At 64.0% G+C, this 26,008-nt stretch carries 28 protein-coding genes; 23 read left to right on the top strand and 5 right to left on the bottom strand.

Going from position 1 to position 26,008, the window contains the following annotated elements; all coding sequences use genetic code 11:
* The first annotated feature begins 82 nt into the window (after positions 1-82).
* The gene (locus N6L26_RS02095) at positions 83-928 is read left to right on the top strand and encodes an oxygenase MpaB family protein (RefSeq protein ID WP_263606397.1); all 846 of its coding nucleotides are present in this window, start codon (positions 83-85) and stop codon (positions 926-928) included.
* Here N6L26_RS02095 and N6L26_RS02090 read toward each other — a convergent pair.
* Positions 925-1,608, bottom strand: a complete 684-nt coding sequence (locus N6L26_RS02090; protein ID WP_263606396.1) for a winged helix-turn-helix transcriptional regulator — start codon at positions 1,606-1,608, stop codon at positions 925-927. The genes N6L26_RS02095 and N6L26_RS02090 overlap by 4 nt on opposite strands.
* A gap of 77 nt (positions 1,609-1,685) precedes the next feature.
* On the opposite strand from N6L26_RS02090, the gene N6L26_RS02085 reads away from it, so the two are divergent.
* The 7 genes from N6L26_RS02085 (at position 1,686) to N6L26_RS02055 (ending at position 5,892) form a co-directional block, all read left to right on the top strand.
* Positions 1,686-2,144: a DoxX family protein gene (locus tag N6L26_RS02085; protein WP_263606395.1), complete on the top strand. Its 459-nt coding sequence runs from the start codon at positions 1,686-1,688 to the stop codon at positions 2,142-2,144.
* A complete protein-coding gene (locus N6L26_RS02080; RefSeq protein ID WP_263606394.1) occupies positions 2,141-2,812 on the top strand; it encodes a glutathione S-transferase family protein in 672 nt (223 codons plus the stop codon). Before N6L26_RS02085 ends, N6L26_RS02080 begins: the two co-directional genes overlap by 4 nt.
* Before the next feature lie 113 nt (positions 2,813-2,925).
* Positions 2,926-3,297, top strand: a complete 372-nt coding sequence (locus N6L26_RS02075) for a DUF1428 domain-containing protein (RefSeq protein ID WP_263606393.1) — start codon at positions 2,926-2,928, stop codon at positions 3,295-3,297.
* A 2-nt stretch (positions 3,298-3,299) separates the two neighbouring features.
* Positions 3,300-4,070, top strand: a complete 771-nt coding sequence (locus N6L26_RS02070) for a VOC family protein (RefSeq protein ID WP_263606392.1) — start codon at positions 3,300-3,302, stop codon at positions 4,068-4,070.
* Between the two features lie 20 nt (positions 4,071-4,090).
* Entirely contained in the window at positions 4,091-4,735 is a 645-nt protein-coding gene (locus N6L26_RS02065; RefSeq protein ID WP_263606391.1) for a glutathione S-transferase family protein, read from the top strand.
* Positions 4,728-5,216 carry a VOC family protein gene (locus N6L26_RS02060; RefSeq protein WP_263606390.1) on the top strand — a complete coding sequence of 163 codons (489 nt, stop codon included), beginning with the start codon at positions 4,728-4,730 and terminating at the stop codon, positions 5,214-5,216. Before N6L26_RS02065 ends, N6L26_RS02060 begins: the two co-directional genes overlap by 8 nt.
* A gap of 1 nt (position 5,217) precedes the next feature.
* Entirely contained in the window at positions 5,218-5,892 is a 675-nt protein-coding gene (locus N6L26_RS02055; RefSeq protein ID WP_263606389.1) for a dihydrofolate reductase family protein, read from the top strand.
* Between the two features lie 5 nt (positions 5,893-5,897).
* On the opposite strand, the gene N6L26_RS02050 is transcribed toward N6L26_RS02055, so the two are convergent.
* Complete coding sequence (locus N6L26_RS02050; protein ID WP_263606388.1) at positions 5,898-6,491, bottom strand: J domain-containing protein; 594 nt, start codon at positions 6,489-6,491, stop codon at positions 5,898-5,900.
* A gap of 59 nt (positions 6,492-6,550) precedes the next feature.
* Here N6L26_RS02050 and N6L26_RS02045 point away from each other — a divergent pair, with 59 nt between their 5' ends.
* Genes N6L26_RS02045 through N6L26_RS02025 form a run of 5 tightly spaced genes read left to right on the top strand, consistent with a single transcriptional unit; the run spans position 6,551 to position 9,938 of the window.
* Positions 6,551-6,823, top strand: coding sequence for a BolA family protein (locus N6L26_RS02045; RefSeq protein WP_263606387.1), 273 nt, complete (start codon positions 6,551-6,553; stop codon positions 6,821-6,823).
* A 13-nt stretch (positions 6,824-6,836) separates the two neighbouring features.
* The gene (locus N6L26_RS02040) at positions 6,837-7,319 is read left to right on the top strand and encodes a hypothetical protein (RefSeq protein WP_263606386.1); all 483 of its coding nucleotides are present in this window, start codon (positions 6,837-6,839) and stop codon (positions 7,317-7,319) included.
* Positions 7,316-8,206, top strand: coding sequence for a pirin family protein (locus N6L26_RS02035; protein WP_263606385.1), 891 nt, complete (start codon positions 7,316-7,318; stop codon positions 8,204-8,206). Before N6L26_RS02040 ends, N6L26_RS02035 begins: the two co-directional genes overlap by 4 nt.
* A gap of 11 nt (positions 8,207-8,217) precedes the next feature.
* The gene (locus N6L26_RS02030) at positions 8,218-9,033 is read left to right on the top strand and encodes an SDR family NAD(P)-dependent oxidoreductase (protein WP_263606384.1); all 816 of its coding nucleotides are present in this window, start codon (positions 8,218-8,220) and stop codon (positions 9,031-9,033) included.
* Positions 9,034-9,035: 2 nt separating this feature from the next.
* Complete coding sequence (locus N6L26_RS02025; protein ID WP_263606383.1) at positions 9,036-9,938, top strand: alpha/beta fold hydrolase; 903 nt, start codon at positions 9,036-9,038, stop codon at positions 9,936-9,938.
* Here the strand turns inward: N6L26_RS02025 and N6L26_RS02020 are convergent, their stop codons facing one another.
* Positions 9,939-11,030: a DUF2332 domain-containing protein gene (locus tag N6L26_RS02020; RefSeq protein WP_263606382.1), complete on the bottom strand. Its 1,092-nt coding sequence runs from the start codon at positions 11,028-11,030 to the stop codon at positions 9,939-9,941.
* Between the two features lie 34 nt (positions 11,031-11,064).
* Here N6L26_RS02020 and hisG point away from each other — a divergent pair, with 34 nt between their 5' ends.
* The 10 genes from hisG to N6L26_RS01970 all read left to right on the top strand — a co-directional run bounded on the left by hisG (position 11,065) and on the right by N6L26_RS01970 (position 21,838).
* Complete coding sequence (hisG, locus tag N6L26_RS02015; protein WP_263607235.1) at positions 11,065-11,721, top strand: ATP phosphoribosyltransferase; 657 nt, start codon at positions 11,065-11,067, stop codon at positions 11,719-11,721.
* Positions 11,721-13,010: a histidinol dehydrogenase gene (hisD, locus tag N6L26_RS02010; protein ID WP_263606381.1), complete on the top strand. Its 1,290-nt coding sequence runs from the start codon at positions 11,721-11,723 to the stop codon at positions 13,008-13,010. The genes hisG and hisD overlap by 1 nt, the downstream gene beginning before the upstream one ends.
* A complete protein-coding gene (gene nusB, locus N6L26_RS02005; RefSeq protein ID WP_263606380.1) occupies positions 13,007-13,459 on the top strand; it encodes a transcription antitermination factor NusB in 453 nt (150 codons plus the stop codon). The genes hisD and nusB overlap by 4 nt, the downstream gene beginning before the upstream one ends.
* On the top strand, positions 13,456-14,316 hold the full coding sequence (gene thiL, locus N6L26_RS02000) for a thiamine-phosphate kinase (RefSeq protein WP_318173624.1): 861 nt from the start codon (positions 13,456-13,458) through the stop codon (positions 14,314-14,316). Before nusB ends, thiL begins: the two co-directional genes overlap by 4 nt.
* Positions 14,317-14,468: 152 nt before the next feature.
* The gene (locus tag N6L26_RS01995) at positions 14,469-16,625 is read left to right on the top strand and encodes a sodium-translocating pyrophosphatase (protein WP_263606379.1); all 2,157 of its coding nucleotides are present in this window, start codon (positions 14,469-14,471) and stop codon (positions 16,623-16,625) included.
* A 133-nt stretch (positions 16,626-16,758) separates the two neighbouring features.
* The gene (locus N6L26_RS01990) at positions 16,759-17,934 is read left to right on the top strand and encodes a GNAT family N-acetyltransferase (RefSeq protein WP_263606378.1); all 1,176 of its coding nucleotides are present in this window, start codon (positions 16,759-16,761) and stop codon (positions 17,932-17,934) included.
* Positions 17,931-18,809, top strand: a complete 879-nt coding sequence (locus N6L26_RS01985; RefSeq protein WP_412071335.1) for a transcriptional regulator — start codon at positions 17,931-17,933, stop codon at positions 18,807-18,809. The genes N6L26_RS01990 and N6L26_RS01985 overlap by 4 nt, the downstream gene beginning before the upstream one ends.
* A gap of 16 nt (positions 18,810-18,825) precedes the next feature.
* Positions 18,826-19,854, top strand: coding sequence for a GNAT family N-acetyltransferase (locus tag N6L26_RS01980; RefSeq protein WP_263606377.1), 1,029 nt, complete (start codon positions 18,826-18,828; stop codon positions 19,852-19,854).
* Positions 19,851-20,876: a hypothetical protein gene (locus tag N6L26_RS01975; RefSeq protein ID WP_263606376.1), complete on the top strand. Its 1,026-nt coding sequence runs from the start codon at positions 19,851-19,853 to the stop codon at positions 20,874-20,876. The genes N6L26_RS01980 and N6L26_RS01975 overlap by 4 nt, the downstream gene beginning before the upstream one ends.
* 32 nt (positions 20,877-20,908) lie before the next feature.
* A complete protein-coding gene (locus N6L26_RS01970) occupies positions 20,909-21,838 on the top strand; it encodes an acyl-CoA thioesterase (RefSeq protein ID WP_263606375.1) in 930 nt (309 codons plus the stop codon).
* A gap of 5 nt (positions 21,839-21,843) precedes the next feature.
* On the opposite strand, the gene N6L26_RS01965 is transcribed toward N6L26_RS01970, so the two are convergent.
* Both N6L26_RS01965 and N6L26_RS01960 read right to left on the bottom strand, forming a co-directional pair.
* On the bottom strand, positions 21,844-22,866 hold the full coding sequence (locus N6L26_RS01965; RefSeq protein WP_263606374.1) for a phytase: 1,023 nt from the start codon (positions 22,864-22,866) through the stop codon (positions 21,844-21,846).
* On the bottom strand, positions 22,866-25,697 hold the full coding sequence (locus tag N6L26_RS01960) for a TonB-dependent receptor (RefSeq protein WP_263606373.1): 2,832 nt from the start codon (positions 25,695-25,697) through the stop codon (positions 22,866-22,868). The genes N6L26_RS01965 and N6L26_RS01960 overlap by 1 nt, the downstream gene beginning before the upstream one ends.
* Between the last annotated feature and the right edge of the window lie 311 nt (positions 25,698-26,008).

Below are 26,008 nucleotides of genomic sequence, written 5' to 3'. Positions count from 1 at the left end.
ATAGGTAGCTGCAAGCAACGAAATTGCGGCCCGGCCCAAGCACCGCTCGACTCCCCCCGCAAGCGGCCGCATAGTCGCGTCGATGCCGCCGATCCGCCTGTCCGAACGCCTGCGCCTCAAGCTCGTCGAGCAGGTTCGCGGCGTGTTCAACGATGTCGAGGGCGGACAGCAGCCGGTGCCGCCTTCGGACGAGGCCCTGTTTCCCAAGGACAGTCCGATCCGCCTGGTCCATGCCGATATCGTGGCGATGATGGTGGGCGGGGTGCGCAGCTTGCTGCTGCAGATGCTGCATCCCCATGCGCTGCAGGGCGTGCTCGACCATTCGAACTTCCGCAGCGACATGCACGGACGCCTGCGCCGCACCGCGCGATTCATCGCGGTTACGACCTTCGGCCATCGCGACGATGCGCAGGCCGCGATCGAGCGGGTCAACCGGATCCATGCCGCAGTTGGCGGGACATTGCCCGATGGATCGCCCTATGCGGCCAGCGACCCGCGTGTGCTGGCGTGGGTGCATGTCGCCGAAGCGACCAGTTTCCTTGCCGCCTATCTGCGCCATGTTCGGCCCGATATGCCGGGCGTCGAACAGGACGAATACTATCGCCAGTTCGCGGTTATCGCGCTGGCGCTGGGCGCCGATCCGGTGCCGACGAACCGCGCCGAGGCCGAGGTGATCTTCCGCGAATTGCGCGGCGATCTGGCCGCCTCGCCCGCCGCCCGCGAGGTCGCCGATCTCGTGCTTACCCAAAGACCCAGAGGCGCCCCGGCCGCTGTCCAGGCGCTGCTCGGAGCCGAGGCGGTGGCGCTGCTGCCGTCCTTTGCGCGCTCGATGCTCGGCCTCGAACGCCCCGGTCTGGCGGCGCTCCCGGCCCGCGCGGCGACTTGGGGCATGGGCAAGACGCTACGCTGGGCGTTCCGCCAGACCTAGGCGATCGGCGCGGGTAGCTCGAAAATGTCGGCATAGGCGAGCGCCAGGTCGCGGTCCCCCTCGATGACCAGCCCGGCATCGCGCTCCAGCTCGTCGGCTCCAACCCCGCCATAGAGCAAGCCCGCCAGAACAGGGGCACCGGGCGCGCGGAACACCGCCTCGGCAATACCCGGATCGGCGCGCTTGATCGGCAATGCGCCATTCGCCATGCGCGCGACAAAGGTTTCGCCTGCAATGTCGAACCCAATCGTCGCCTGCAGGCCCGCGGCCCTGACGGGATCGAACATGGTGCGCATCGACAGCATCAGCGATACCGGCGAAAGCGGCAGCGTGGGATCGTGCCGCGACGACATCGCCGCCCAGCGCCCCAGCTCCTGCACCAGCGGTTCGGCGCGATAACCCCATTCGGTCAGTTCATAGACCTGCGCCGACACCGGCGGCGGCAGTTTGCGCCGGTTCAGAACGCCTGCTTCCTCCAGCCCCGCCAGCCGTTCGGTCAGGACCTTGGCCGAAATTCCCGGCAGGCTGGCGCGCAAATCGGTGAACCGCCGCGGCCCGAGCATGAGCTCCCTGATCACCAGCAGCGACCAGCGTTCCCCCACCAGCTCCATCGCGAAAGCCGTCCCGCAGGCGTCGTCATACCATTTTCCGTGACCCTTGGTTTCTTTTTGTAACTTCATAGTTGCCTTTAGTAACCCAGAACGTCATGGTCTGCAAATATCGAGTCGGAACAGGCTCGTGAAACGCGGGAGATATCATGGCCAGTCACGCATCAGACTTACCCCCATCGGGCACCACCTCCAGCATCAACGCTGGCCGTATCGGCTGGCTCCTGTCGGGGCTGGCAATAGCGTTCTTCCTACTCGATGCCGCGATGAAGATCGCCGGGCTGCCGCAAGTCGGTGAGACCGCGGCCACACTGGGCTGGCCAACCGATATTGGCTTCTGGCGCGCAATGGGGCTGGTGTTGCTGGCCTGCACGGCGATCTATGCCTGGCCGCGAACTGCCGTGCTCGGGGCCATCTTGTTAACCGCCTATCTGGGCGGCGCGATCGCCACCCATGTCCGTATCGCCAACCCCTTGTTCAGCCACACATTCTTCGGGATTTACCTCGCCGGAATCGTGTGGGGCGGGCTGTGGCTGCTCCTCCCTCAGCTGCGCGCGCTGGTCCCGGTTATATCAGGTCCCGTAGCATCCAGCGGAGAAAGACCATGACCGGTGACGCCGACATCACCATCACCGCTTTCCAAACGGTACCCGATTTCGCCCGAGGTAACGTCCGCGACCTGGTGGTCCGCTGGATGCTCGAGGAAATGGGCCGACCTTACCGCACGCACCTGCTCGACGGCAATGAACCGCGCGGCTCCGAATATCTCGCATGGCAGCCCTTCGACCAGGTCCCTGCCCTGCGCGATGGCGATGTCGGATTGTTCGAAAGCGGAGCGATCCTGCTCTATCTCGGCGAACAGGACGAGCACCTGCTGCCGCGCGATCCCGTCGCCCGCGCAAAGGTTGTCAGCTGGCTGTTTGCCGCGCTCAACTCGGTCGAACTGCCGGTGCGTCCGGTCGCCACCCTGCCGCTGTTCCATGGCGACAAAGCGTCGACCGCCGACGCCGTGGCCGCGCTGACCCCGCTGGCGGAAGGGCGTCTCCAGCGCGTGGTCGACGCGCTCGGCGACAACGAGTGGATCGCGGGCGATTTCTCGATCGCCGACATCATGCTGATCTTCCTGCTGAGGACAATCGGTGGCGAGCTCGCGAAGCGATATGACAGCCTCGATGCCTATATCGAACGCGGCTGCGCGCGCCCCGCTTTCGAGCGCGCGCTACAAGCGCAACTCGACGATCTGGATACAGAGACGCTTACCCTCGAAGGAGCTTGAGACCCTGTACGTACAGGGATCTCTTTCGCCGTTCCCGAGGACAAGATGACGCATATACCGACATGGCCACGCGCTGAAGCCATGGCCTGATTTAACGCTGGAGGAGAGAGCAGATGTATATCGACGGATTTGTGATGGCGGTCCCCACCGCCAACAAGGACAAGTTTACCGCGCATGCGGAAGCGGCCGACAGCGTCTTTATCGATCTCGGCGCGACGCGCGTGATCGAATGCTGGGGTGACGACGTGCCTGACGGCGAAACCACCGATTACCGCAAGGCGGTCAAGGCCAAGGATGACGAGACCGTAGTGTTCTCCTGGATCGAATGGCCGGACAAGAAGACCCGGGATGCCGCAATGGCGAAAATGATGTCCGAGGATTTCTCCGACGAGCGGATGGATCAGGAGAAGAACCCCATGCCGTTCGATGGCAAGCGGCTGATCTTTGGCGGGTTCGCCCCCGTCGCCGAACTCAAGGGAGCATGACCATGGCCAACACTCAGGGCGATTTCGTGTGGTACGAACTGATGACCACCGACGCGGATGCCGCGCAGGCCTTCTATGAACCGCTGCTCGGCTGGAGCTTCGCCGACAGCGGCACGCCAGACGTCGATTACCGGATCGGCAGCATGGCGGGCACCGAAGTGGTCGGCATGATGCAATTGACCGAGGAGATGCAGCAGGGCGGCGCGCGCCCGGCGTGGATCGGCTATATCGCAGTCGACGATATCGGCGCCTCGATTGCCGCGCTGAAGGACAGGGGCGGCCAGCTGTTCATGGGACCCAATCATCTCGACGGTGTGGGCCATATGGCGATGGTCGCCGATCCGCAGGGTGCTCCCTTCTACCTGATGCAGCCCGAGGGCGAGGGCAGCGAGTCTTTCGCCAAGCACGAACCGCGCGATGGGCATTGCGCCTGGAACGAACTGGTCACCGACGATCCGGCGGCAGCGGGCGCGTTCTATTCCGCGCTGTTCGGCTGGCAGAAAGGCGAGGCGATGGATATGGGTGAGCTGGGCCCGTATCAGATGTACGTCCATGCCGATTACGGGCTCGGTGCGATGATGAAGCGGCCCGAACAGATGCCGGTTTCGCTGTGGTGCCATTATTTCCGCGTCCCGCAAATCGACGCGGCGAAGGCCCATATCGAGAAGAATGGCGGGCAAATCGTCAACGGGCCGATGGAAATTCCGGGCGGCGAATTTGCACTCCAGGCGGTCGATCCGCAGGGCGCGATGGTCTCGCTGATCGGCAAGTAAGCGGAGGAGGAAAAGGGACTATGCCCGACTATACATTCTACACCAATCCGATGAGCCGTGGACAGATCGTCCGCTGGGCGCTGCAAGAGGCGGGCGCGGATTACGAACAGCAGATCGTCGAATACGGCCCGACGGAGGAAAAGCCCGCGGCGTTCATCGCGGCCAACCCGATGGGCAAGGTTCCCACGCTGGTTCACCATCATGGCGATCACGATCATGTCGTGACCGAGGCCGCAGCGATTTGCCACTACCTTGCAGAGATGCACCCCGACACCGGCCTGCTGCCCGAAGCGCATGAGAAGGCGCGCTATTTCCGCTATCTGTTCTTTGCCGCCGGGCCCGTGGAGCAAGCCATCATCGCCAATTCGATGGGCTGGTCGGTCGACACCGAAAAGGAAGGTACGCTGGGCTTCGGCAGCTACGAGCGCATGGTCAACGCCTTCGAAACCATGCTGACCGGGCGCGATTACGTGTGCGGCGATCGTTTCACGATGGCGGACGTTTATGTCGGCAGCCAGGTCGACTGGGGCATTGCGTTCGGCACCCTGCCCCAGCGCGATGCCTTCACCGCCTATGCCGAACGGTTGCGCAGGCGCGAGGCCTATGTTGCTGCGAAGACAATCGACAACGACCTGATCGCACAGCGGGAGGCCGCCCATGCCTGAAGCACGCAAAGCAAGCGTATTCCTGTGGTTCGACAGCGAGGCGGAGGACGCGGCGCGGTTTTATGCCGCAACATTCCCCGACAGCCGGATCGACAATCTGGTGCGGCCCGTAAACGACGTGCCCGGCACCAGGGCCGGCGAGGTCCAGATCGTCGAGATGACCCTGCTCGGCATACCGTACGCGCTGCTAAATGCCGGGCCGCATACCGTCCCCAACGATGCATACTCGCTGCAGGTCTATACCGAGGACCAGGCGGAGACCGACCGCTATTGGGACGCGATCGTCGGTAATGGCGGCGAGGAGATCATGTGCGGCTGGTGCAAGGACAGATGGGGCTATCGCTGGCAGATCACGCCGCGCGCCTTGATGGCGTCGCTGACCGATCCCGACCCCGCAGCATCGAAGCGCGCGCAGGAAGCGATGCTGACGATGAAAAAGATCGACATCGCCGCGATCGAAGCCGCCAAACGCGGGGACTGATATGGCACGCAAGATCACCGGCTCGCTGTTCGTCTCTCTCGACGGTGTGATCCAGGCACCCGGAGGGCCAACCGAAGACCCCACCAACGACTTCGACGAAGGTGGCTGGCTGTTCAAGCTTGCAGACGATGGTGTAAACCAGACCTTGGGCGAGCTGTTCGGCGGCGAATACGATCTGCTGCTTGGCCGCCGGACCTACGATATCTTTGCTGCCTATTGGCCGTATGTCGAAGGCCCCGAGGCTGCGCTGGGCAAGACGTTCTCCGATGCCCACAAATACGTGCTCACCGGCAGCAACGCCCCGCTCCCGTGGGAGAACAGCCACCGCCTGACGGGTATGGAGGAGGTGGCAAAGCTGAAGGAGAGCGAAGGGCCGGACCTGATCGTCCAAGGGTCGGGGTCGATCTATCCCGGCTTACTGGGCGCCGGCTTGCTCGATCGGCTGATCCTCATCACCTACCCGGTAATCCTGGGCCGCGGCAAACGCTGGTTCGGGGCGGAAATCCAGGCCCGCCAGCTGGCCATGAGCGACCACTATGTCACCGACAAGGGGACGATCGTTGCCAGCTATGTCCCGGGCGGCGATTTGCCGCCATATCCTGCCGACGCGCTCAAACCGAGCACCAGCGGCCGCGAAGCAGATCGACAAGCGCGGATTGCCAACGGCACCTGGTAGGCCGGTCAGGCGATCACGCGTGATTTGCGCAGCAATTGGTAGGCTTCGACCACGCGGTTGAGCCGTGTTTCGTGCTGGCGATCACCCCCATTGCGGTCGGGGTGATAGCGGCGCACGAGTTCAGAATAGCGGCGGCGCAGGCCGCGTCGGTCGACATCGAGCCCTAGCCCCATCGTTTCGAGCGCTTCGGCCTCCTCGCGGCTGAAGCGGCCGTCCATGGCCATTTCGGCTTCACGGCGCGCGCGGCTCTTGATCCCGCTGGCACGCGCGGAGATCGCATCGAGTGGATCGGTGAAATCGGCCCAGCGCGGCATGCCGTCGACCCCGCCTGTCGGGCGGAAGCTCGGGCTTTCGGTGCGCCAGCCCGCACCCGGCGCCTGTGCGGCGAAGATTTCCTCCGCGCTCATGCCCTCGAACCAATCATAGCCGGCGTTGAATTCTCGCACATGATCGAGACACAGCCAGCGCCATTCGGCCGGTCCATCGAACCCGTGGCCCTGCCCGCTAGGTGCGCGGAACTCGCCCGGCTCTTCGCATGTGGGGTGCGCGCAGACCCGACCCGAGCCTGCATACTGTCCGTGAAACTTTGTCTGGCGCATTCGTTCTAGGATGGGGAGCGAAGTGCGCTAAGAAAACCCCCGAGAGGAGAATCGTACCCGTGACAGGATCCGTCCAGCAGGAAATGGAACGCCTTTTGAACGAGGCGTTCACGCCCACCCGGCTCGAGGTGATCAATGACAGCGCGAAGCATTCGGGCCATTCGGGTGACGATGGCAGCGGCGAATCGCACTTCACCGTGGTGATCGAAGCGGCCGCCTTTGCCGACCAGAGCCGTCTTGAACGTCAGCGGATGGTGAACCGGGCGCTTGGCGATATTCCCGGCGAGCGTGTCCATGCGCTGGCCATCCAGGCTTCGGCCCCGACGGGATAAGGGGAACTGAACAATGTTGAAATCCGCAATCGCATTACTCCTCTTCGCGGCTGCTCCAGCGACTGCTCAAACACTTTGGCAAAACGTCGACACCGGTATGACGGAATCACAAGTTTTAGCCGCACAACCCACGGCGATGCAAAACCCAGAGCCGACGACCCTCAGCGGTGGAGCCAAGTGCTCACTTCACATTCAAAACTACTTTCTTTTAAATAGCCCCTACGAGGTTTGTTTTTTCTTCCTCGATAAAAGACTTATACAGGTAACCTTCGGGCATCGAGGAGACCTTTTCAAAGGTGACTACGAAGGACTGGTCGACGCACTTACCTCAAAGTACGGAGAACCACTCTCCAACCGGCAGACCTCCTTGGGATTTTCAGCTAATTGGGTGCTTAACAATGGCGTGAACATATCCGTTTTCTATATGGATAAGCTGCTACCGCTGCTGAACTTGGTTTATCAAACCAGATTAGCTTCTGAAGCTGAAAAGCTGTGAGTACGCTTGCGCAGACGCTCACGCCGACTACGCACGATCTCGGCCAGTTCACGGTCCGACGCGTGCTGCCTGCACGCCAGCGCAGCATGGTCGGGCCGTTCATCTTCGTCGATCAGTTCGGCCCTGCGCAGCTCGATCTCGGCGCGGGCATGGATGTCCGCCCGCATCCGCACATCAACCTCGCCACGGTCACCTGGCTGTTCGAAGGCGCGATCGACCACCGCGACAGCCTCGGTACGTTTTCGACCATCCGGCCCGGACAGGTCAATCTGATGACCGCCGGCAAGGGGATCGTCCATTCGGAACGCTCCCCCGAGGCGGAACGCACAGGCGGACCCAGGCTCTACGGGATGCAGACATGGCTGGCGTTGCCCGATGGGCGCGAAGAGACCGACCCCGCATTCGAGGCAATTACCGAATTGCCGGTGATCGAGGACGGGCGCGCAACGGCCATCGTCATCATGGGCGAATTATGGGGCGAGCGCGCCCCGACGACCACCTATGCGCAGACCATCTATGCCGAAATCGTACTCGGCGCGGGCGGCGCGATCCCACTGGAAGACGATGCCGACGAGCGCGCAGTCATGCTGGTGGGCGGCGATGCGAGCGTGGATGGCCATGCCTTGAAGGAATTCGAGCTCGCTGTACTCCAGCCCGGGCGCGACATGACGCTTGCCAGCCAGGGCGGCGCACGCGTGATGCTAATGGGCGGTGAGGCGTTCACCACCCCGCGCCATGCGTGGTGGAATTTTGTCAGTTCCAGCCGCGAGCGTATCGAGCAGGCCAAGCAAGACTGGCGCGAAGACAGATTTCCTAAGGTGCCGGGCGACGAGGAGGAGCGCATCCCGCTACCCGAAGGCGCACCGAAGACCGTTACCTATCCTTGAGGGGGAGAATTATGAGTTTCGAAGGCAAGACGGCGTGGATCACGGGCGCGAGCAGCGGAATTGGCGCAGCGCTCGCGCGTGAATGGGCGGCACGCGGCGCGCGCATCATCCTGTCGGGCCGCGACGAGGGCAGATTGGGCGCAGTGGCTGGCGAGATCGCGACCGACACGCTGGTCCTTCCCTTCGACGTCCGCGATGACGAGGCGATGCTCGCCGCGACGGAGCAGGCGATCGGCTGGCGGAACGGGGTCGATATCTTCGTCGCCAATGCGGGCGTGTCGCAGCGCAGCGCGGCGGTGGATACCGACATGTCGGTCTATCGCGAGATCATCGACATCGACCTCACCGCGCAGATCGCCGCGACGCAGGCGCTGCTGCCGCACGTCACCGCGCGCGGCAGCGGGCATCTGCTGTTCATCAGCTCGATCGCGGGCAAGGTCGGCGTGCCCATGCGCACCGCCTATTGCGCGGCCAAGTTCGGGCTAGTGGGCTATGCCGACGCGCTGCGCGCCGAGCTGTCGCAGCAGGGCGTTTCGGTCCATGTCGTATGCCCCGGATCGATCGCCACCGATGTCAGCCGCAATGCGCTGACCGCCGATGGCAGCAAGCGCGGTCGCAGCGACAAGGTAATCGACAACGGCATTGCCCCGGACGAAGCCGCCAAACGGATCGTCGACGCGGTAGAGGCCAACCAGCGCGAAATCATCGTCGCCGAAGGCATGGAAGAGGCGATGGGCGAACTGCGCCGGACGCCCGATCAACTGCTCGACCAGGTCGCGGGCATGGTCGCGGCCGGATATATGGACAAGATGAAGGCGGATAGTTGAGCATGGCGCTGCAGCAGAAGCGCGTGGTGCTGGCGAACGGCATCGAGCTCGATGTGGTGGACGAAGGCCCGCGCGATGCGCCGTTGCTGATTTTCCTGCACGGCTTCCCCGAAAGCCACCGCACCTGGCGCAACCAGATCGCGCATTTTTCCGACCGCTTTCGCTGCATCGCGCCCGACCAGCGCGGCTATCGCGGGTCGTCCAAGCCGCAGGAGGTCGAAGCCTATACGCCCGACAAACTGGTTGGCGACGTTTTCCTGCTCGCCGATGCGCTTGGGGTCGAAACCTTCACCATTGTCGGCCACGATTGGGGCGGCGCGATCGCCTGGGGCGTGGCCTATGGCGGCATGGCGAACGGCCGCGTTACGCGCGCGATCATTGCCAATGCGCCGCATCCGGTATTGTTTCCCAAACTGCTCTACACCAACCGCCAGCAGCGCGAGGCGAGCCAGTATTTCACCGAATTCCGCGACCCGGCAAATGATGCGCTGGTGCGCGAGCATGGCCTTGCTCCGCTGCTGATGAAAGCATTCGAGGGCCAGGTCATGAGCAGGATCGACGAAGATGAAGCAGCAGCAATGCTGAAGGACTGGTCCGATCCCGATGCGGCGTTCGGAATGCTCAACTATTACCGCGCGAGCCCGATGGAAGTACCACCGCTCGATGCGCCCTACGCGCTTCCGGAAGACTACCAGCTCTACCCGCTGCCCAAGCTGACGCTGCCGACACTGGTCATCTGGGCGATGGCCGACGAGGCATTACCGCCTGCCAATCTCGATGGGCTCGACGAGGTGATCACGGACCCCGAGATCGTACAGGTCCCCGACTGCGGGCATTTCGTCCAATGGGAAGCGCCGGGCGCCTTCAACGCCGCGGCAGACGCGTTCCTCGACCGCACCGCCTGATCAGCCGGCCCATTCGATCCAAGCGCCGTGAGGATGTGCGGTCGCGAGTGGGTGCCAGCTGTCCCCACCCGGCCAGTAGCGGACCATCAGTTCATGCCGGTGGGTGTCGCGATTGGCTTCGAGACTGACCCAGGCGAGCGGCGTGGTTTCGCCCGCGCGCTTGCCCGCCGCTTCCATCAAGGCGACGATCCGCTCGCGCTCGTCGGCGGGAATATATTGCCAGACTACCGAATGCATCAGCACCCGCGTGGTGCCTTCGGGTTGCGGCTCGCCAAGCCGCTCCTCGAGGAAATCGGCCGCGTTCATCCGCGCAATTTTGGGCAGGAAAGTATTCGCGGCTTCGACCGCGGCGTCCATGCGCGCAAAACGCTCGGTGAACTCGGGCCAGATATAGGCTTTCAAGCGCAAGGCCTGCGCCGGATCGGTGAGATCGACAGGGGCGACATCGCACCCTTGCGCGCCGACGATATCGAAGCTGCGGGCAGGCGGCGCATCGCCGCGCCATTCGGGCACCAGCTTCATCCGCGCGGTCGGCGGCCCGACCGCCACCCCACCCAGTTCGTAGCGATAGCGCCGCATCATCAGGTTGATCCCTGCGCTCGATCCGATCTCGAGCAGGTCGAGATCCGCAGGCAGACCGCGATCCACCAGCCACAGGAAAGCCGCAGCGAAATTGGCCGATCGCCCGGCCTCATTGGTCTGCGGCGGCCCGTCGAGCCATGGCATGAGGTAGGGTTCGTGCCGTTCGATCGCATCGGCGATCAATTCGGCGGCATGAGTCGGGCCCAGCCCTTCATAGATCGGGGCCAGCGCGGGCTCCTCACCGCCAAGATGCAGCGCATGCAGTCCGCCTGCGACACGCAGCGGCAGAGCATCGGCCAGCGCAGGTCCGGCCCAGCGCCGCACCCGGCGCATCACCGCCCCGCCGCGCTCGGTCTCGAGCAATTGGTACAGCGCCTCGCACACCAGCGCGGTGATCGGCGCGCCGTTGTCACGGCAATAGGCGACCTGGTTTTCGAACGCCCGCGCCACTGCCACGGGTCCCGTGGCCCCCGGTTCGGTCACGCGATATTGAGCCTTGTCGATCGCCATTGCCCTTTACACCCCCGCTGCCTATCTGCGCCCCATGAATGATCGCCTGACCTTCGCCGTTCCCAAGGGCCGCATCCTCGACGAGGCGTTGCCGGTCATGGCACGTGCCGGCGTGGTGCCGGAAGACGGCTTTCACGACAAGGCCAACCGCTCGCTGACCTTTGCCACCACGCGCGAGGACATGCACCTCATCCGCGTTCGCGCTTTCGACGTGGCGACCTTCGTGGCGCATGGCGCGGCGCAGCTGGGTATCGTCGGATCGGATGTTATCGAGGAATTCGATTATGCCGATCTCTACGCCCCCGTCGATCTGGATATCGGCCATTGCCACCTGTCTGTGGCCGAACCCAAGGAAGGTGGGGCCAGCATCGATGGCGCCAGCCACCTTCGCGTCGCGACCAAATACCCCAATCTCACCCGCCGCCATTTCGAGCGGCAGGGCATCCAGGCCGAATGCGTCAAGCTCAACGGGGCGATGGAAATTGCCCCTGCGCTGGGCCTCGCCGGACGGATCGTCGATTTGGTTTCGACGGGCACCACCCTGCGCGAGAACGGCCTGGTCGAAACCAGCCGCATCCTCGACATTTCCGCGCGCCTGATCGTCAACCGGGCGGCGCTGAAAACCGATTCGCGGGTCGCCGCGCTGGTCGAGGGCTTTCGCGCCGATGCAGCAAAGCGCGAGGCCGCCTGATGCAATGGCTACGAACTTCGGCTGAAGGCTTCGAGAACACCTTCGCGCGCATCGTGCGCAACCGCCGCGAAAGCGATACGCAGGTCGGCCGCGATGTCGCGAACATGATCAATGAAGTGCGCGAGCGCGGCGACGATGCGCTGGTGGATTACACCGCGCGCTTCGACCATCACCGGCTGAGCGAAGACAGCGACTGGCGGATCGACCCCGCCGAGTGCCACGCCGCCTATGACGCGCTCGATCCAGAATTGCGCGATGCGCTCGAGCTCGCGGCCAGCCGCATTCGCGCCTATCACGAAGGCCAATTGCCCGAGGATCGCGATTACACCGACGACATCGGCATGCGGCTGGGTGCCCGCTGGAACGCGGTCGATGCTGCCGGGCTCTACGTTCCGGGTGGACGCGCGGCCTATCCCTCATCGCTGCTGATGAATGCGATTCCCGCCAAGGTCGCGGGTGTCGAACGACTGGTCGTCACCACCCCGACTCCCAAGGGCGAGGTAAATCCGCTGGTGCTCGCCGCCGCGCATATTGCGGGCGTGGACGAAATCTGGCGGGTCGGCGGGGCGCAGGCGGTGGCCGCGCTCGCCTATGGCACCAAGCGGATCGGCAAGGTCGACGTCATCGCCGGGCCGGGCAATGCCTGGGTGGCCGAGGCCAAGCGCCAGCTGTATGGCGTGGTCGGGATCGACATGGTCGCCGGGCCCAGCGAAATCCTCGTGATCGCCGATGGCAACAACAATCCCGACTGGATCGCCGCCGACCTGCTCAGCCAGGCCGAGCATGACCCGACCAGCCAGTCGATCCTGATCACCGACAGCGAACCGCTGGCCCGCCAGGTCGAAGATGCCATCGATGTCGCGCTGATGAAGCTGGCGACTGCCAAGACCGCCAAGATCAGCTGGGATGGCCACGGGCTGATCGTGATCGTCGACAGCCTTGATGAGGCCCCCGCCCTGTCGGACCGGCTGGCCGCCGAGCATGTCGAACTGATGGTCAATCAACCGCAGGCGCTGTTCGACCGAATGCGCCATGCGGGCAGCGTCTTCCTCGGGCGGCATACGCCCGAAGCGGTGGGTGATTATATCGCCGGCCCCAACCACGTCCTTCCCACCGGTCGCCGCGCCCGTTTTGCGAGCGGCTTGTCGGTGCTCGATTTCATGAAGCGCACCAGCTTTATCGATGCCTCCGAAGCCGCGCTGGCTGCCATCGGCCCTGCAGCGGTGAAGCTGGCAGAAGCCGAAGGCCTTCCCGCGCATGCCCTATCGATTTCCACGAGACTGAAATGAGCCAGAAACCCAAATCCCAGGCGCGCAGCGCCGCCCGCCTCGGCGCTGTCCAGGCACTTTACCAGCAGCAGATGGAGGGCACCAAGCTTGCCCGCCTGCTGGATGAATTCCACCAGCACCGCCTCGGCCGCGTGATCGAGGACGAGGAATATGCCGATGCGGATATCGACTTCTTCGACGATATCGTCGGCGGGGTGGATGCGCGGCGCGAGGAAATCGACGAGCGCCTGACCGCGCGTCTGGCGCAGGGCTGGACGCTGGCGCGGCTCGACAAAACCATGCTGCAGATATTGCGCGCAGGCACCTATGAATTGATCGCCCGTCCGGACGTGCCCAAGGCCAGTTCGATCAGCGAATATGTCGACGTCGCCAAGGCGTTCTTCGACGATCGCGAGGCGAAATTCGTCAACGGCATTCTCGACGCGGTGGCCAAAGAGGCGGGGCGCTGAACGAAAGCGCGTTCGTTGCCGCGCTGAAGGCGCTGGCCGACACACCCGCCGCGCGCGGCCTCGACGATGATGCCGCAATCATCGAGATCGGCGGCGAACAGCTCGTCCTGACACACGATACGCTGGTCCAGGGCGTCCACGTCCGCGAGGATGAGGACCCGGCCGATATCGCGTGGAAGCTGGTGGCGGTGAACCTGTCGGATCTTGCTGCCAAGGGCGCCGCCCCCGTCGGAGTACTGGTATCGCACATGCTGGGCGAGGCCGACGAACGCTTCGTCGCGGGCCTGCGCGAGGTGCTCGAGACCTATGCCACTCCGCTGTTGGGCGGGGACACAGTGCGCGCCGATGGACGCCGCGTGTGGGGCTGCACCGCTATCGGCAGGGCCACGCACACACCCGTCCCCGACCGGCGCAGCGCCCACGCGGGCGACGCAATATTCGTCACCGGTGCGCTCGGCCGGGCGATGCTGGGACTGGTCGATCGCGGGTCGGGCAGCGCCGACGATCTTGCCTATCGCCGCCCCCGTCCGCTGTTGGCCGAAGGACGCGCGCTGGCACCGCATGTCAGCGCAATGATGGATATCTCCGACGGCCTGCTGCTAGACAGCTGGCGCATGGCGAAAGCGAGCGGTGCGCGGTTCGACCTCGACCGCAGTGCAATTCCCGTGGCCGACCCCGAACGCGTGGACGAATGCATGCGCTGGGGGGATGATTACCAGTTACTGTTTACCGCGTCGCCCGACGCCGATGTGCCCGTACCCGCAACGCGTATCGGGACGGTTGCCGAGGGTCCGGCCCGGCTCGCGCTCGACGGGGAAATTCTCACGCCCGAAGACGGTCTCGGCTACCGCCACTGATCGGTTGCGCCGCACGCGGCTGGCAGGTTCCGATTGCTGCGCATTTCGGCCTTGTCACGTAACACGCGCCGCTTATACCTTGCCCCACGTGCCCCGGCGTTTCCCACGGCGGGTCGCATAAATATAAAAATCAAACGGGAGGGGGAATTTTCGTGGACCTAGTTCTCATAGCAATTCTGCTGGGACTTGTGGCCGTCGTGTACGGCTTCTTCACCAGCCGCCAGGTGCTTGGCGCAGGCGCCGGCAACGAACGAATGCAGGAAATCGCAGGCGCCATCCAGGAAGGCGCGCAGGCCTATCTGAAACGCCAGTATACCACCATCGCGCTTGTCGGCGTGGTCGTGGCGGTGCTGGTATTCGTGTTCCTCGGCATCGTACCGGCAACCGGCTTTGTCATCGGGGCGATTCTGTCGGGCGTTGCAGGCTTCATCGGGATGAACATCTCGGTGCGGGCCAACGTTCGCACGGCCGCCGCCGCACAAAGCGGCTTACAGCAGGGCCTGACCCTCGCCTTTCGTGCAGGTGCGATCACCGGCATGCTCGTGGCTGGCCTCGCACTGCTCGCGATCGCGGTGTTCTTCTGGTACCTCACCGGTCCGGGCGGGCATGCGCCGAACAGCCGAGAAGTGATCGACGGCCTCATCGGCCTCGCTTTCGGTGCCTCGCTGATCTCGATCTTCGCGCGTCTCGGCGGCGGGATTTTCACCAAGGCCGCCGATGTCGGCGCCGATCTGGTCGGCAAGGTCGAAGCGGGCATTCCCGAAGACGATCCGCGCAACCCGGCTGTCATCGCCGACAATGTCGGTGACAATGTCGGCGACTGTGCCGGCATGGCTGCCGATCTGTTTGAAACCTATGTCGTCACCGTGGGTGCCACCATGGTCCTCACCGCGCTGCTGTTCGGCGACGCGCTGGGCGATCTGCTCATGCCGATGATGTCCTTGCCGCTGCTGATCGGCGGGGCATGCATCGTCACCAGCATCATCGGGACCTATTTCGTGAAGCTCGGCAAGGGCAGCTCGAATGTGATGGGCGCGATGTACAAGGGCTTCATCATCACTGCCGTGCTGGCGGTTCCGCTGATCTGGCTGGTCATGGATCAGGCACTTGGCGGGATGGGTACCGAAATCGGCGGCGCACCCGCCGGGATCGATCCGGGCGCCCCGCTGGCGGAAGAAGGCCTCGCCGAACAGGTCCGCACCTTCACCGGCTGGGACCTGTTCTGGAGTTCGGTCGTCGGTCTGGCCATCACCGGCCTGATCATCTGGATCACCGAATACTACACCGGCACCAATTTCCGCCCGGTGAAGTCGATCGCCAAGGCTTCGGAGACGGGTCATGGCACCAATGTCATCCAGGGTCTGGCAATCAGCCTTGAATCGACCGCACTGCCGACGCTCGTGATCGTCGCCGGCATTATCGCTTCCTTCCAGCTCGCCGGGCTGATGGGGATCGCCTATGCGGCCACCGCCATGTTGGCGCTGGCGGGCATGGTCGTGGCGCTCGATGCCTATGGTCCGGTGACCGATAACGCCGGCGGGATCGCCGAGATGGCCGGTCTCGACGACAGCGTGCGCGAGAAGACCGATCTGCTCGACGCGGTGGGCAACACCACCAAGGCAGTGACCAAGGGCTATGCCATCGGTTCGGCGGGTCTGGGCGCACTGGTGCTGTTCGCGGCCTATACGACCGACCTCGCGGAGTTCTTCCCCGATGCGGACGTCGATTTCAGCCTCGAAAACCCTTACGTGATCGTCGGTCTGCTGCTCGGTGCACTGCTCCCGTACCTGTTCGGTGCGATGGGCATGACCGCCGTGGGCCGCGCGGCCGGCGACGTGGTCAAGGATGTGCGTGACCAGTTCGCGGGCGATGCGGGGATCATGGCGGGCACCAGCAAGCCCGATTATGCCCGCACGGTGGATCTCGTTACAAAGGCTGCGATCAAGGAAATGATCGTGCCTTCCTTGCTGCCGGTACTGGCGCCGATCGTGGTCTACTACGCGATCTACTTCCTGGCTGGACAGGAGAACGCCTTCGCCGCTGTCGGTGCCTTGTTGCTCGGCGTGATCATCGGCGGGATCTTCGTGGCCTTGTCGATGACCGCCGGTGGCGGCGCATGGGATAATGCGAAGAAATACATCGAGGACGGCAATCACGGCGGCAAGGGCAGCGAAGCCCACAAGGCCGCAGTGACCGGCGATACCGTGGGCGATCCGTACAAGGACACTGCGGGACCCGCAGTGAACCCGATGATCAAGATCACCAATATCGTCGCCCTGTTGCTGCTGGCAGCACTCGCGGCGGGCTGATCCCGATCGAATCGAAGTAAGGGCGGCGGCATCACCAGGTGCCGCCGCCCTTCTCATTTGACGCGTTCCTTTTCAGCGCGTTAACCGAGTTTAAGCGCCTCGGCCCTAAGCTGCGGCCCGAAAGGAGGGCTGAGTGACGTATATTGACGATCTTACGACCAGGGCATGGTCCGATCGCGCTCGCGATCACTCCGCAGACGCAGTCCTGACGGAAGGGTTTTCGGTCCTCCCGTGGAGGAAAGCAGTCGACCCCGGCTTCGCCGAACAATGGCGTCGGCTCGCGACCAATTGCGCCACCCCCAACCCCTTTGCCGAAGAATGGTTTCTGGCGCATTCGCTGCGCCACTTCGATCCTGATGGAAGCATATTGCTGGCCTGCCATGTGTCCGATGGCGAACTGGTCGGGCTGATGCCGCTGATGCGCGACAGGGACTATCACGGGCAGCCGCTGCCGCACCTTGCCAATTGGGTACACGCCAATGCGTTCTGCGGCGAACCGCTGGTCAAGGAAGGCTATGCGCGCCCATTCTGGAAAAATTTGCTCGACTGGTGCGATGGCCATGCGGGCACCAGTGTTTTCCTGCATCTGACACACATTCCAACCGACGGCGCCACATACGCTGCGCTGCAGGACATTTCCGCCGCCACTGGCCGCAAGCTGAGCGTCGTCCAGAGCGTGGAACGCGCCGCCCTGCGGTCCGGGCCGACGCCGCAGGAGCATCTCAGGACCGCGCTCGACAGGAAACGGCGCAAGGAATTGCAGCGCAAGCGCCGCCGCCTGGAAGAATCGGGGCAATTCGTCTTTTCCCGCCAGACCGACGAAGCCGGTCTCGATCAGTGGATCGACGAATTCCTTGCACTCGAACGCGCTGGCTGGAAGGGGGAACAGGGTTCCGCCATGGCCAGCTCGCCCGCGACCGAAGCGTTGTTCCGCGCAAGCCTGACCGAAGCCGCGCAGCTGGGCAAACTCGAACGGCTCGCCTTCCATCTCGATGGACGCCCGGTGGCCATGCTGACCAGCTTCGTGAGCCCCCCTCATGCCTTCGGCTTCAAGACGGCCTATGACGAAAGCCTGTCAAAGCTATCGCCGGGAATGCTGTTGCAGGTCGAAAACCTCGCCATACTGGAATGCAAACGTGTTACGCTGTCCGACAGTTGCGCAGCACCGAACCATCCGATGATCGGACAGATTTGGCCTGACCGCCGCGAAATCGCGATGCTCACCATCCCCATCGGCGGGCGTCTCCGCCGCGGGATCGGGGCCATGCTGACGGCTATCGAGCTCTACCGCACGAGGAAAAGGCAGTGACCAGACACGATCCCGCCCTCTCCGCCGCAGCGCTCCGCGTCTTTCCGCAACAGTCCCTGACCGCCTTCGCCCACGGCTATCCCGAGACGCCGCATGTCCTGCGCCACCGGCTGGACGCCGACGCGCGCCTGTCGCTCGACCGGCTTGCGCAGTTGGGCGAAGACCTGCCCGCCGCATCGGTCGAGTACAATCGCGGGGACTTGCCGATCGGGATCGACGGCAAACCCGGTACCAATGGCATGACGATTGGCGAGACGATCCGGCATATCGCCACCAGCAACAGCTGGGCTGTGCTCAAGAATATCGAGCAGGTCCCTGCCTACGAAGTCTTGCTGATGGCGCTGCTCGAGGAATTGCGGCCGTCGATCGAATCCGCCACCGGCAAAATGCTGACACCGCAGGGGTTCATTTTCATTTCGAGCCCGAACGCCGTCACGCCCTATCATTTCGACCCCGAGCATAACATCCTGCTGCAGCTGAAGGGCGCGAAGGTGATGACGCAGTTCCCCGCGGGGGACACGCGCTACGCACCCGACATAGTGCATGAAAGCTATCACCTCGGCGGACCGCGCGAATTGCCCTGGCATGAAGGTTTGCGATCCGGCGGAACGGCGATCGCCATCGAACCGGGCGAAGCCGTCTACGTCCCGGTAATGGCCCCGCATTTCGTCCGCAACGGTTCGGGACCCTCGCTCTCGCTCTCGATCACCTGGCGCAGCGAATGGAGCTATGCCGAAGCTGGCGCGCGGTGCTTCAACGGACTGATACGCAAGCTCGGCTTCACCCCCGCCCCGCCCCGGCGCTGGCCGGCCCGGAATAGCGCCAAATCTCTTGCCTACCGCGCCTGGCGCAAAGCTTTCGGGACCCCGGGATAAGCAATCGATGGGGAGGATGGCGCCCGGCGATCTGCGCACTCATGACAACGCGCTATTCAACGCTCTGGCCGAGCGGGGCCCGGCGCACCGCAGCTTCCTGCGCGCCGCATGGTTCGACGCTGCCACGCCTTCCCCCGATCGCTTCCTGCTCACCGACGATCACAATGCGCCCATTGCCGGACTGGCGCTGACCGAACGCCGCAAAGGCCTCTTCACCCTGCGCGAAGTCGCTGGGGGATATTGGCCGTTCCGCGGAGTCGTCATGGCACGCGATGCACAGGTCGCGCCGCTCGCCGAAGCGCTGGACGATCATCGCGGCCGGCTGGGCCGCATCTGGCGGCTGGGACCAGTGGAGGCCGACGACCCGGTTCTGGAAACGCTGCGCGCTGCTGCTCGCACGGCAGGTTGGCACATTCTCTCGCGTCCACTCGGACGGGTCTTCGAACTGGATCTGGCGGCGCTTGGTGCGCAAGGCGATTGGCCATCGACGAAGACCCAGCGCAAGAACCGGTGGCGCAAGCGCAGGCTCGAAGAAGAGAGCGGACCGCTGCGCGTGGAGTTCTTCGCCGGGACCGACTGGACCCCCGCACAGCGCGACGCGATGGCGCAGGTCGAGGCGGCAAGTTGGCTCGGCAAGCTCGACCATGGCGGCGACACGAAGTTCCGCGACCCAGCAATGCGAGGCTATTGGGAGGCGCTATGCGCGGACCCCCGGCTCGCGGCGATGCTGTTCGGCAGCCTGATGTGGCTCGGCGACACTCCCGCAGCCTTCACTTTCGGAATTCAGGCGGGCGATGTCCGCTATTACATCGCCAACAATTACGACCAGCGCTTCACCCAGTTCGGTCCCGGACGCGTCCTGTTGTATGACGACTTCGCCCGCGCCGCCGGGCAGGGGGTCACGCGCATCAGCTGGGGGCTGGGCGACGCCGGATACAAGAGCGAAATGGGTGCGCAGCCGGGGCCCGAGTTGGTCGATCTGCTGTTCGTCCGCGGCGCGCTGCTGTCTCGGCTGCTGTCTCCGTGGTGGGAGCGTGCGGCATGACCCGCTCGCAGGGGTTCATCCTTACCAGCGCAATCCTCTGGCTTGGCTTCATGGTCGGCATGACCGCTTACGAGCAAAGCATGTTCGGCTGGCATTTTGCCCGCGAGGAAGTGCCCGTGCACGATGGCTGGCACTGGTCGCGCAGGCTGCTTACTGCGGGTTTGAGCTTTTTGCTCGTCGCGGCGCTGGCCAAAGCGTGCGTACGCAGCGAGCGGATAGGCGGCGGCGCATTGGCGCTGGCCTGGTCGATCATGCTGCTTTCGGTCGCTGGTGAGGTCCTGCTCGGGATAAGCCCTGCCGCCTTTGCCCGCGTCGGGGCAGAGGACAGCGCGATTGAATGGCTGTCCGCCCTATTGCTGTTCGGCGCCTCCGGATTGATGGCGCTGCGCCTGCGCTCAGTCCTGCGCCATGCCCCCGCGCATGGTCCGCGCTGGGTCCCGGTAGTGATCGCAGGGAGCTTCGCCGCGCTGTTCGCACTGATGGCGCTTGAGGAGGTCAGCTGGTTCCAGCGCCAAATCGGGTTCGACACGCCCGAAGCGGTTGCCGCGCGGAATTGGCAGGGCGAGTTTAACCTGCACAATTTCCACACCGACATTACCGAACTGGCGCTGTATTCGGGCACCGGCATCTTCCTCATGCTACTCCCCCTGCTGCGCGAGAGCGAAGTGGCACGCTGGCCGCTGATCCGTGTGCTGGCGCCCTTCCTGCCCGACCGCACGGTAGCCGCGGTCTCCGCGCCGATGCTCGTGTTCACTTACAGTCACTGGACGCTTCTGCCGGTGCAGGCTGCGTTTTGGACCGGTCTCGGCGTCTGCATTGCTTTTGCGCGCAGCAGCGTCACGCGGCAGGGCACGGTGCTGTGGAGCACCCTGGCGGTGTGGGTCGCAGCGGGCCAGCTATTCATGCTCGCCTTCGGGCACACCATGCTAATGATCTTCGACAGCTCCGAATATCGCGAGCTTTTCATCAGCATCGGACTGGTAGCCTACGCTTTCCGACAATTGCGCGCGCGAGACGCTTGACGCAAACGTAAAGCACCCGCAAACCGCTGGGCGTGAGCATTGAAAAGACACCAGAAGAGCTCGTCGCAGCCTTTATCCGCCTGCTGACCGTTTCCCGCGATGCCGAGGACGCCTTTAGCGGCCTCAAACAGCCCGATGGCGTGGGCCGCGTATTCGGGGGCCAGGTCATTGCGCAGGCGCTGCAAGCGGCACAGGCGACCGCGCCCGAGGGGCTCGAGGCACACTCGCTCCACGCCTATTTCCTGCGCGGCGGCAAGGAAGGCGTCGATATCGCCTACAACACCGCGCGCGACTTCGACGGGCGCAGCTTCGCCAACCGCCGCGTGGTCGCAAGCCAGCCCGACGATAACGGAGCGTCGCGCCCGATCCTCAACCTCACCGCCAGTTTCCAGCGGCCCGAGGACGGGCTGGCGCATGACGATGTCACCATGCCCGATGTCGCTCCGCCCGAAGAGCTGAAAAGCGATATGGAAATGCGCCACAAGATGGTCGAGCGCGCGGGCGACCGCATGACCGAGCAGCAGCGCAACCTCGTCCTGCGCCCGCGTCCGATCGACATGCGCACGGTCGACCGTCTGCACTGGATGAACAGCGAACCACGCGAACCGCGCGCGCACAGCTGGTTCCGTACCGCCGCGCCGCTGCCCCCGATCGAACAGGATGCGGCGCTGCATCGCGCAGTGATCGCCTATGCCAGCGATTACACGCTGCTGGGCACCAGCGCGCTACCGCACGGGCTGTCGTGGATGCGCGGCGAGCTGGTCGGCGCCAGCCTCGACCATGCGATCTGGTTCCATCGCCCCGCACGAGCGGATGAATGGCTGCTCTATGCCACCGACGCGCCGTGGAGCGGTGGCGGCCGCGGGTTCAACCGCGGCCGCATTTTCAACCGCCATGGCGAGCTGGTTGCCAGCGTCGCGCAGGAAGGCATGATGCGCAAACGGGTACAGAAGGACGCCTAGGCGCCCTACTCCGCCGCCAGCGCGTCCTCGATCGTGCCCAGCGGGACCAGCTTGAAATTCTGCGCCTTGCCGTCGTTGATCCCGTCCTGCGCGATAAACAGGCCGCCGGGGAAGCCCGGGCCGAAATCGCCGCGCATGGCTTCGATCCCGTCGGTTTCCTCGGTGCTGCCGAACTGGCCTTCGGCAATCCGGAACCGCCCTGCGGGGGTCACCCCGGGCAGCGCGTAGCGCATGTAGGTGTTGTCGCCCTGGCTCGAGGCATAGAGCCAGCCGCCAGTGCTGCCCTCGGGCACCAAGGCCAGCCCCTCGAGATCGGCGACAAGCTTGCGCCCATCGACCGCGGCGACCAGCTCGCCCGTCGCCGCGCCGGGGGCGAAGCGCCAGATGCCGCCCGCTTCCTCGCCGATATAGAGCGTGCCGTTGCGATGATCGACCGCGCAGCCTTCGGGCTGCGAGGGGACCTGCATGGTGCGCAGTTCGCGCGCGCGGGGGGTATCGCCCAGCGCGATTTCCCATTCCCCGATCCGCCCGCTCTTGGGCGCGGTATAGACCACCAGCTTGTCATCGCGGCGCGTGCCGCAGATGCCGTAGGCTTCGCCCGGCCCCGTTGCCAGGCGGGCGAGTTCGGTGAGCGCGCCCTTCGCAGTGTCGAGGCGATAAAGCACGACCTTGGCACTGGCGAGATCGGTGCGATCGCTGGCAAAGACGATCACGCCCGCCTCGCCCATGTCGACGAGGTCGACATTGTTGAGCGCGGGGTGTTCGCTGAAGCTCTTCACCTTGCCGTCGAGGCCATAGACATAGAGCCCCGCTTTCTTGTCGGTCGCGACGATCAGGCTGTCGGCGGGCGATGCCGCATTGCGCCAGATCGCCGGATCGTCGGCGGCGTCTTCATTGGTTGTCACCACCGGCACGGTCTCCGCCACTGCGAAGACCGGCACGGCGGGGTCGCCGGCGGCCGGGACCGTCGTGCAGGCAGCGGCGATGCCGAGGCTGGCGAGTGCGAAAATCTGGAATTCACCGCGCATCAGAACGTCACCCTCAAGCCACCCTTCATGGTCCAGTTATATTCCTCATATTGATAGAGGTTACGCTGGCTGCCGAAGGTGTTGTAAGCCAGATATTTCGCGTTGTTGATGTTCACCCATTCGTAGAACACCTGGACGTTGTCGGTGACCCGCAGCTTGGCCGACAGGTCGAGCTGGAAGTGATCGTCGACATAGCGATCGAGGTCGGCGGTATCGGCCAGCTCGTCGAGATATTTGTCGCGGTAGGTGCCCGACAGGCGGATATCGATCGGGCCCTTGTCGTAACCGACCGAGAAGTTGGCGGTATGCTTGGCAGTGGCGGGCAGCGCGATCGAACGCGGCCCTTCGCTGGCCAGCGTGGTGACCGTACCCTCGGCATCGGTGTAGGTGTAGTTGGCCTGCACCACGACCCCGTCGAGTGCGCCGGTAAACACCTGCGCGAAGCCAAGCTCGATACCGAAGATATCGGCATTATCGCCATTGCGCGCGATGGTCGCTTCATCGAACGCGAGACCGCGGAAACTGCCCGCGACATCGGTGTTCACATCGACAATGAAGTTGTCGAGGCTCTTGTAGAAAACCGAAGCGAAGAGCGCACCGTTCGAGCTCATGTAATATTCGACCGCGGCATCGAAGTTCCATGCCTCGGTCGGCAGCAGCGCGGGATTGCCGAATTCGCCTTCGCGCTCGCCGTCATCGGCTTCCTCGACAGCGAAGTGCGGGGCCTGCTGGAACGGCGTGGGACGCACGATCGAGCGGAAAAAGCCAGCGCGCAGGACGAGGTCGGTCTGCGCTTCGTACCGCACATTGAGGCTCGGCAGCCAGTGGTCGTAGCTCTTGTCGATCGAGATCGGCGACACGAGCACGGTATCATCGCTGGCGATGGAGCCATCGGGCAGCGTCCCGTCCTCCTCGACCAGCAGGACATTGTTGCCCACCAGCGTGTTGTCGGTGTGCTCGTAACGCAGGCCATAGACCACGCGCAGATCGGCGCTTTCCCAGCGGCCGAGCAGATAGCCCGCCATGATGTCCTCAGCGACCGCGAAATCCTCGACCGCGCTGTCGTAGGCGCTGTCCACCTCCTGCAATTCGAAATCGCCGAAGTTCGCGCGGAAGAAGTCCGACCCGGCGGTGAAACCGGCAACGGGCGAGATGTCGGCCAGGCGATAGGTCTGCCCCTCACCCAGCGCGTCGCTCAGCGTCATCGCATCGTTTTCGTAGAATTCGACATCCGCGTCATAGGTCTTGTCGCGCCAGCGGCCCTTGAACCCGATCTGCACGGTGAATTCACCATTGTCGGCGGCAAAGCGGCGGCCGATGTCGAATTTCGCGGACCATTCCTCGTCCTGCGCATCGGAGAGCGTGACGAATTCCACGTCGTTGAGTTCGTATGCGGCGGGATCGCGGAAGTCGCCGCTCGGATCGGTGGCCGTATAGAGCGGGATGCGCGGATTGCTGACGTCCAGCCCCACGCCGAAGCCCTCTTCCTCATATTCGCGTTCGAACGAGATCGGGTCGAGGCTGCCGTTCTCGAGCTCGCTCGATTTCGCCCAGCTGGCCGAATAATTGGCGAACCATGTGCCCCAATCACTTTCACCGCCGAAGACGAGCGAGCGGATCTTCTGCGTTTCGAAGCGGTCCTTGATGTCGCGTTCGACGGTGATCGCGGCTTCCTCGTCCGGATCGGGATCGGTATCGCTATAGTTGACCGTATTGCCCGAGCCCGAAACGATCGCATCGCCAAGGTCGAAGACCAGGCGGCGGCGGCTCTCCTGGTCGTCGAACTGGCTATAGACACCGCGAATATAGAGTTCGGTGCTGTCGCCCGCGCGGACATCGAAGCCCAGCGTCGCGCTGATGCGCTCGCGTTCGACGTCGTAGTCGCGATATTCGAGGTCCTCGGCATAGATGACGCCGTCGTCCTCTTCCCAGCCATCGGCCTCGATATTGTCGGTTTCAAAGGTGCGCTTGTAATAGCTGACCCCGCCCGAAATACCGAAATTGTCGCCCACGCGGGTGGCAAAATCGAGACTGCCCTTGGGACTGATCTGATCGGCGTAATCGTTGTAGCTGCCCTCGATCTTGACGGTCAGCAGGCGCTTCTTGCGGTCGAAGGCGCTGGTCGTCTCGATCTCGACCGAGGCGCCGATCGTGTCGGCGTCCATATCGGGAGTGAGCGACTTCTTCACTTCGATCGATTCGATGATGTCGGAGGAGATCACATCGAGCGCAACCGAGCGTACATCCGCTTCGGGCGACGGCAGGCGCACGCCGTTGAGCGAGGATGAGACGAGATCGGGTGCGAGCCCGCGCACCGAAACGAAGCGGCCTTCGCCCTGGTCGTTGAGGACATTGACGCCGGGCAGCCGGCGCAAGCTTTCGGCGACGTTCTGGTCGGGGAACTGGCCGATTGCATCACGCGTCAGCACGTCGGACACGCCATCGGCTTCTTTCTTGCGCGACAGCGCGCTCGACAAATTGGCGGCCTGGCCGATGACGAGGATCTCGTTATCGCCAAAGCCGGTCATCGGAATATCCACGCGCACCGCGCCGGTGGCGGGAACGCTGACCATGCGGGTGACGGTTTCGGCGCCGACATAGCTGGTTTCCAGCGTGTATTCGCCCGCCGGGACACCTGCGAACAGGAACGAACCGTCGCGTTCGGACGTCGCGACCCGGTCGAGCTCGACGATGCGGATCTGCGCGCTGCGCAGCGCGATGGTATCGCTGGCATCGGATACGGTGCCGGCAACTTCACCGGCCTGCGCAAGGCCGGGAAGCGAAAGCGCCGCGATCGCGGCTCCGGCATACAGCGTGGTTCTTATTTTCATGAATTGCCCTCCAGATAAGATGAGGGCGCAATATGAGCGCTGGTTGACCGGATCATTTCCGGACGAAGAAATCTGCAAGACAGTTGCACGGGAATTGACCCGCAATTGTAACATCCGGATCGGCTACCAGATCAGTCCTTGCGAGCGCCGATTTCGCACCTGCAAAATATCGCAAGCCAAACCGCCTCGGATACGCTATAGGCGGTCCCGAGCGTGCAGGTGCCAAACCCGCCGACGCACCCCTTATTCGCGCCAGCCGGGCGCATTGCTACACCTCCCCCTCCTCCTCGCGTCGCATTCCGCGATGCCTC

The organism is Qipengyuania sp. SS22 (assembly GCF_025736935.1).
GTDB lineage: Bacteria > Pseudomonadota > Alphaproteobacteria > Sphingomonadales > Sphingomonadaceae > Qipengyuania.
Note: the sequence above shows the minus strand (reverse complement) of the source record. Positions and strands in the feature narration are given on the sequence as shown.